The following is a 7,093-nucleotide window of genomic DNA, read 5'->3' on the forward strand; positions in this document are numbered from 1 at the left end:
ACCCGGGGCCTGGCCACCCTCCTGATCACCCACGACATCGGCCTGCTCTACGGACGCGCCCGCCGCATCGCCGTCATGTACGGCGGCCGGGTCGTCGAGAGCGGCCCCACCGAGGACGTCACCGCCCCCCCCCCCCCCCCCCCCAACCCCCCCCCCCCCCGCCCCCCCCCCCCCGCCCCCCGCCCCCCCCGCCGCCCCCCCCCCCCCCCCCCCCCCCCCCCCCCCCCCCCCCCCAGCGGACGTCCGTTCCCGTGCCCGCGGCGGCACCGGGGCCCCGGACGGCGCCGGTCACCCGTACCGCGAGCGCTCCGCCCTCCGTACAGCGCGGCCTGGCGGAGCCCTCTCGTGAGGCCGAGTCGCCCACGCAGCTCGACGAGTTGGCGCGGCGGCTCGTGACCCCGCTGTCGCGGCTGCTGAGGGCCGAGCTGCGTGCCGACCGCGAGCGGGTGGGCCGTCTCCGCGACCACGGACGCTGACCCGGCCCGTATCCCGCACCCACCCGCCCGTGACCACCGATCCGAGAGAACCGCCACCATGCCCAACCAGCCGGACCCCGCCTCCACCATCTTCTTCAAGCTCACGATCGACGGCCAGGACCTCGGTCTGTTCAACGGCTGTGAGGGCCTGTCCTCCGAGGTCGAGGTGGAGCAGCGCCAGGAAGGCGGCAACAACGGTTTCGTCTGGCAGCTGCCCACCCGTGTCACGTTCTCCACGATCCGGCTGACCCGTCCGCTCACCCCGGACACCGCGAAGGTCGCCGCCTGGATCTCCTCCCTCGCGACGGGGATCACCCGTCCCACCGCGCAGATCGCGGCGCTGCGGGCCGACAAGTCGGTCGTGGCGCAGTGGGGTCTCGTGGAGGTGCTGCCGGTGCGCTGGACGGGCCCGACGCTGGATCCGGCGAGCCCCGCGGTGGCGACGGAGACGCTGGAGATCGCGCACCACGGATTCACCGACGCGGGAGGCGCCTGAGATGGCGGGCCTCGTGGGCGGCAAGGCGGCCCGTGGACTGTCCCGGGCGGCGCTGTCGATCCATCAGCCGCCGACGGATCTGTCGAGCAGTTTCGGCGGGAAGCTCGGCGAGGTGAAGTTCCAGTTCAACCCGGACCAGCTCCAGCTCAGCCGGTCGGCGAGCTGGCACACGGAGCAGGCCGTGGCGTACGACCGGGGCGCGCCGCCGAAGTTCACCGGCAGCCGGCCCGCCGAGCTTCAGCTGGAGGTCTTCCTCGACCGGTCGGGCGATCCCAGCTCCAACGACGTGCAGCAGCAGGTGGAACTGCTGCTGTCGTGCTGCGAGGTGACCCAGCAGAGCATCAGCGCGATGGCGCCTTCGCCGCCGTGGGTGCAGTTCTCCTGGGGGTCGTTCTCGACCGTGCAGTTCGTGGCGTACGTGACGTCGGTTTCGGCGACGTACACCCTGTTCAGTCCGAGTGGCATCCCGATCCGGGCCACGTGTTCGCTCGCGCTCACGGAGATCTCCAGCGCGACCCAGAAGCAGAATCCGACGTCCGGCGCGCTCTCCGCGCGGCGGGTGCACCGCACGGTGGCCGGGGACTCGCTCGCCTCGCTCGCGTGGCGCGAGTACGGCGACGCGACCCGCTGGCGGGTGATCGCCGAGGCGAACGGCATCGACGATCCGATGCGTCTGCGTCCGGGCACGGAACTGCTGCTCCCGTCCACCACCGAAACGCCGGCCACCGAGGGCACCTCATGAGCGAGAAGACCTTCACCACCGTCCTGCACGTCCAGCTGGACGGCACTCCCCTTCCGGATCCGCTGTCGGTCCGGCTCACCGAGGGGTGGGTGGACGCGAGTGTGAACGTGCCGTCCGCCTTCCAACTGACCTTCGCCGACAAGGACGGCACTCTCACCGAGAAGTTCCCGTTCCTCAAGGTCGGGGCGATGGCGGTGCTCTCGCCGTTCACCGACGGCAAGCTGGGCGAGCCGATGCTCACCGGCGAGGTCACGGCCGTGGAGGTGGACGGGGCGCCGGGGCACGGGCGGTATCTGATCCTGCGCGGGTACGACCCGGGGCACCGGCTGCTGCGGAACCGGCGGGTCGAGGGCTATCCGAACATGACGGCGTCGGACATCGTGCGGAAGCTGGCGGCGCTCAACCGGATCCCGATCGGGCGGGTCGACGCCACGCCCACCGTGTACGAGCTGGCGACCCAGCCGAACATCACGGACTGGGACTTCCTGTCCCGGCTCGCGCGGGAGAACGACGTCCGTCTCTCGCTGGACACGGCGGGCAGGCTGGTCTTCGCCGCGCTGCCGCCCGCGTCCTCCGCGCCCTCCGACACGACGCCCGCGGCGGCCAGCCCGTACGTCCTGGACTTCGGGGCGAACACCCTGCACAGCCGGGTGTCGGTGACGGCTTCCGGGCAGGTGGGGACGGTGGACGTGCGGGGCTGGGATCCGCGTACCAAGCAGGCGCTGTCCTCGCCGACGCCCGCCGTGGCCAGCCGGGACATCGTCTCCGACATCACCCCGGCGCAGCTTTCCGCGCCGTTCGGCGCGGCGGAGCTGGCCGCGACGGGGACGCCGTTCACGACGCAGTCGGAGGTGACGCAGGCGGCCGCGGCGCTCGCGGACGACGTCACGGGGTCGTTCGCCGAGCTGGAGGTCTCCGTCACGGGCAATCCGGCGCTGAAGCCGGGGCAGCCGGTGGCGGTGAAGGGGGCGGGGTTCCCCTTCGAGGGGCGGTACACGGCGACGGGCGTGCGGCATGTCTTCGCCTCGGGCAGGCAGTTCGCGACCTGGCTGACGGTGTCGGGGCGCCAGTTCCGTTCGCTGTACGGGACGGCTTCGGGCGGCGGGGAGGCCGCGCCGCCGATGCCGGGCGTCGCGGTGGCCCTGGTGACCAACACGAAGGACCCGCTGTCGCTCGGCCGGGTCAGGCTGCGGTTCCCGTGGCTCTCGGCGACGTACGAGAGCGGCTGGTGCCGGGTGGCGCAGTTGGGCGGGCGCGGCGGTGGGGGTCTGATGCTGCCGGAGGTCGACGACGAGGTGCTGTGCGCTTTCGACCGGGGGTCGCTCGAACATCCGTACGTCCTGGCGGGTCTGTACAACGGCGTCGACCGGAACACTCCGGCGACGGACCGGGTCCCGCCGGTCGATCCGACGAGCGGGCGGGTGCAGTGGCGGGCGCTGACCTCGCGTACGGGGCACACGGTGGAGCTGCGGGAGGAGGGCGGGCGGACCCGCGCCTCGCACGGCATCCGGCTGCGGACGGCGAAGGGCGCGCTGAGCGTGGAGCTGAACGAGGCCCGGACGACCCTGACGATCGAGAGCGACGGCACGGTGACCATCACGGGGGCGCGGGGGGTGACGGTGGAGTCGGGGATGGATCTGACGCTGTCGGCGAAGGGGCGCATCCAGTTGAACGCGGGGCTCGGCGTGGACATCAAGGCGGGGGCGAAGTTCAAGGTGACGGCGGTGGCGCAGGCCGTGGTGAACGCGCCGGCGTTCGTGACGTCGACCGTGCCGCTGCCGAACCCCGTCGTGGCGAACCTGCCGTTCTGAGGAGGGCGTTTCCTTGAGTGAGCAATTCGTCGGCGCGGGCTGGGCGTTCCCGCTGCGGACCGGGCCGAGCGGTTCGATCGCCCTGGTGCGGCGGGACCGCGAGATCGAGGAGTCGATGCGGCTTGTGCTCGCCACGGCGCCGGGCGAGCGGCCGATGCGGCCCGAGTTCGGCTGCGCGGTGCACGAGTTGGTGTTCGCGCCGGTCAACGACGCGACGATGGGCCGGATCCGGCACGAGGTGATGACCTCGCTCGATCGCTGGGAGCCGCGCATCGAGGTGGCCGATGTGACGGTCTCCCCGGCGCCCGGGGAGCCGACCACGCTCTTCATCGACGTCCACTACCGGGTGCGCGGTGCCAACAATCCGCGCAACCTCGTCTTCCCCTTCTACGTCATCCCCTCCGAGGACTGAGAGAGCCGCCATGGTCCTGCCTGCCCCCCATCTCGACGACCGGCGATTCCAGCAGTTCGTCGACGACGCCAAGCGCTACATCCAGCAGGCGTGCCCCGAGTGGACCGACCACAATGTCTCGGACCCGGGTGTCACGCTGGTCGAGGCCGTCGCACACATGGCCGACCAGCTGGTCTACCGGCTCAACCGGGTGCCGGAGAAGAACCATCTGGCCTTCCTGGACCTGCTGGGCGTGACGCTGTTCCCGCCGGCCGCCGCGCACGCCGACGTCACCTTCCGGCTGTCGGCTCCGCAGCCGGAGCCGGTGTTGCTGCCCGCCGGTACGGAGGTGTCGACGGGGCGGACGGAGACGGAGGAGGCGGTGGTGTTCGCGACCACCGTCGATCTGACGGTGGTGCCCTGTTCGCTGGCCCGGCTGCTGCGCCAGGAGGCGGGCGGCACGCCGGAGGACCGTACGCAGGATCTGCTGGGCGGGCAGGACGTGGCCGCGTTCGGGCCGGCGCCCCGGGTGGGCGACCTGCTGCTTTTCGGCCTTTCGGCGGCCGTGCCGGACTGTGTGCTCGTTCTCGACCTGGACAGTCGGGTGGACGGTGTGGGTGTGGACCCGCGCCGCCCGCCGCTGGTGTGGGAGGCGTGGTCGGCGGCCGAGGGCTGGGTGGTGTGCGAGGTCGACGAGGACTCGACGGGTGGTCTGAACCGGCCGGGCGAGGTGGTGCTGCACATGCCGTCGGGGCACGCGGTGTCGCGGCTCGGCGGGCACGAGGCGGGCTGGGTGCGCTGCCGGGTGACGGAGCCGGTCGAGGGGCTGCCTTCGTACAGCGAGTCGCCGACCGTGCGGGCGGCGGGGGCGTTCACCATCGGCGGTACGGTGCGCGCGGCGCACGCGGAGTCGGTGCGGGACGAGTCCCTGGGCGAGTCCGAGGGCGTCCCGGCGCAGCGGGTGCGACTCGCGCACGCGCCGGTCGTGGACCGTCCGCCGCTGCTGCTCCAGGTCGCGGAGCGGGCCGACGGCGGCGGGGACGAGGGGGATCCGGACGGCGGCTGGGAGGAGTGGTCCGTCGTACGGGACTTCGCGTCCTCGCGCCCCGGTGACCGGCACTTCACGCTGGACGCGGCGACCGGGGAGATCGCCTTCGGGCCTTCGGTGCGTCAGCCGGACGGCACGCTGCGCCAGTACGGGGCGGTGCCGCCGAAGGGTGCGGCGATCCGGGCGGTGCGGTACGGCACGGGCGGCGGGCGGGCGGGGAACGTGGCCCGTGCCACGATCTGCGTGCTGCGCAGTTCCATCCCGTACATCGCGCGGGTGGAGAACCGCGAGGCGGCGCGGGGCGGGGTGGACGGGGAGACCGTGGAGGAGGCGAAGACCAGGGCGCCGGTCACGCTGCGGGCGCAGGAGCGGGCCGTGACGGCTCGCGACTACGAGGAGCTGGCGCGGCGGGCGGCGCCGGAGGCGGCGCGGATCTCGTGTCTCGCGGCGGACGCGGCGGAGGCCGGGGACAACGCGGTGCGGGTCCTCGTGGTGCCGCAGGCGGTGCCGGACCGGGGTGGCCGGCTGCGGTTCGAGCAGTTGGTGCCGGGCGAGGAGCTGCTGTCGCGGGTGACCGGTTTCCTGGACGAGCGGCGTCCGCTGGGGACGCGGCTCGCGGTGGGTCCGCCGTTCTACCAGGGGGTGACGGTGGTGGCGACGCTGCACGCGTTCCGCGCGGCCGAGGCGGAGCGGGTGCGGGCGGACGCGCTGGACTCGCTGTACGCGTATCTGGACCCGCTGACGGGCGGGGCGCACGGCGAGGGCTGGCCGTTCGGGCGTCCGCTGCGGGCCGGTGAGGTGTTCGCGGCGCTCCAGCGGGTGCCGGGGGTGGAGCTGGTCGACGAGGTGCTGCTGCATCCGGCGGATCCGCTGACCGGGCGGCGGGGTGACACGACGGACCGGATCGAGCTGGCGCCGTCGGCGCTGTTGTTCCCGTTCGACCACCGCGTCCGTGTGATCGAGGCGCGGTGAGCGGCTCGGCGCGGGGGACGGTGCCGGGGCTCGCGACCCCGTATCCGCTGGGGGCGGCGCTGCCCGCCGTGTACGCGGAGGACGATTTCGGCCAGCGGTTCGTGGCCGGTCTCGATGTGGTGCTGGCGCCGCTGTTCAACGTCCTGGACTCGCTTGAGGCGTATTTCTCGCCCGCGCTCGCCCCGTCGGACTTCGTGGACTATCTGGCGACCTGGGTGGGTGCGGAGCTGGACGGCGGGGAGCCGCTGGAGCTGCGGCGGCACGCGGTGGCCTCGGCCGTGGCGCTGCATCGGGTCCGGGGGACGCGGCAGGGGCTCGTGGCGGCGGTCCGGCTCGCTTTCGGCGTGCCTCCCGAGATCACCGAGAGCGGGGGTGCGAGCTGGTCGGCCGGGCCGCTCGGGCCGTTCCCGGGGACGCCCTCGGCCGGGCTCCGTGTCGTCCTGCGGGTCGACGACCCGGCCTCGGTGGACCCGCACCGGCTGCGCGCGGTGGTGGCCGCCGCCCGCCCCGCGCACCTGCCGTTCACGGTCTCGGTGACCGATTCCCGTACTTCCGAAGGAGCTTGACCTGATGAGTGACGCGCCCCAGACCCGGCCGTGCCCGGACTGCGCGAGCCCGGTGCGGACGACGGACCAGTCGTTCTGCGACAGCTGCGGGGCGTTCCTGCGCTGGGACACCCCGGCGGGTGCGGGGACCTCCGGCGCCCGTCCGACGCCCGCTCCGGCTTCGGTGCCCGCGCCTTCGTCCACGCCGTCTTCGTCGGTGCCGTCGTCCGCTTCGGATGCGGGGGCCGCTTCGACGTCCGCTCCGGCTTCGGGGGCGGCGTCCGCGTCCGTCTCGGCGTCGGTCGCCACGTCCGCGCCGTCGTCCGTGTCCACGCCCGGGGCCGAGACCTCGTCGGCCGATGCCACGTCGGCTGCGGCCTCCGGGACTGCACCGGAGGACGTCGCGGTGTCGGCTCCGGGCGACCCGGCCGAGGCCGGTGCGACGAACGCGGGTACGGGCGGCCCGGCCGGAAGCGACGGGGGGCGGGCGGGCGGTGCGGCGTCCGGCGCTTCGGCGGCCGCCACGTCCGATTCTGCCACCGGCTCCGGTGAGGAGGTGACGGCCCCGCTGCCCGTCGTGCCCGCGCAGCCCGCGCCGGTCGCCCCGGTCAC

7 protein-coding genes and 1 pseudogene are annotated in these 7,093 nt (G+C 73.8%); all 8 read left to right on the forward strand.

Annotation, left to right across the window (positions count from 1 at the left end; translation table 11 throughout):
* Window positions 1-251 precede the first annotated feature (251 nt).
* Window positions 252-476 (forward strand): hypothetical protein, encoded by a 225-nt coding sequence (locus BU197_RS28230; RefSeq protein ID WP_188271157.1) that lies wholly within the window; start codon window positions 252-254, stop codon window positions 474-476.
* 58 nt (window positions 477-534) lie between these two features.
* Window positions 535-972, forward strand: a complete 438-nt coding sequence (locus BU197_RS28235) for a phage tail protein (protein ID WP_188271158.1) — start codon at window positions 535-537, stop codon at window positions 970-972.
* A gap of 1 nt (window position 973) precedes the next feature.
* Window positions 974-1,714: a LysM peptidoglycan-binding domain-containing protein gene (locus tag BU197_RS28240; protein ID WP_188271159.1), complete on the forward strand. Its 741-nt coding sequence runs from the start codon at window positions 974-976 to the stop codon at window positions 1,712-1,714.
* Entirely contained in the window at window positions 1,711-3,525 is a 1,815-nt protein-coding gene (locus BU197_RS28245; RefSeq protein ID WP_188271160.1) for a VgrG-related protein, read from the forward strand. Before BU197_RS28240 ends, BU197_RS28245 begins: the two co-directional genes overlap by 4 nt.
* A gap of 13 nt (window positions 3,526-3,538) precedes the next feature.
* Window positions 3,539-3,937, forward strand: coding sequence for a GPW/gp25 family protein (locus BU197_RS28250; RefSeq protein WP_188271161.1), 399 nt, complete (start codon window positions 3,539-3,541; stop codon window positions 3,935-3,937).
* Window positions 3,938-3,947: 10 nt separating this feature from the next.
* Window positions 3,948-5,936: a putative baseplate assembly protein gene (locus BU197_RS28255; protein ID WP_188271162.1), complete on the forward strand. Its 1,989-nt coding sequence runs from the start codon at window positions 3,948-3,950 to the stop codon at window positions 5,934-5,936.
* Window positions 5,933-6,502 (forward strand): phage tail protein, encoded by a 570-nt coding sequence (locus BU197_RS28260; protein WP_188271163.1) that lies wholly within the window; start codon window positions 5,933-5,935, stop codon window positions 6,500-6,502. The genes BU197_RS28255 and BU197_RS28260 overlap by 4 nt, the downstream gene beginning before the upstream one ends.
* A gap of 385 nt (window positions 6,503-6,887) precedes the next feature.
* Window positions 6,888-7,093, forward strand: a pseudogene (locus BU197_RS30850) (hypothetical protein); the annotation flags it as partial.

Source organism: Streptomyces sp. CBMA291, assembly GCF_014596525.1.
Lineage (GTDB): Bacteria > Actinomycetota > Actinomycetes > Streptomycetales > Streptomycetaceae > Streptomyces.

What these genes read in the sequence shown, in the direction of transcription:
- BU197_RS28255 (WP_188271162.1), top strand. Translation starts at nt 3,948, where the DNA reads ATGGTCCTGCCTGCCCCCCATCTCGACGACCGGCGATTCCAGCAGTTC.
- BU197_RS28235 (WP_188271158.1), top strand. Translation starts at nt 535, where the DNA reads ATGCCCAACCAGCCGGACCCCGCCTCCACCATCTTCTTCAAGCTCACG.
- BU197_RS28245 (WP_188271160.1), top strand. Translation starts at nt 1,711, where the DNA reads ATGAGCGAGAAGACCTTCACCACCGTCCTGCACGTCCAGCTGGACGGC.
- BU197_RS28240 (WP_188271159.1), top strand. Translation starts at nt 974, where the DNA reads ATGGCGGGCCTCGTGGGCGGCAAGGCGGCCCGTGGACTGTCCCGGGCG.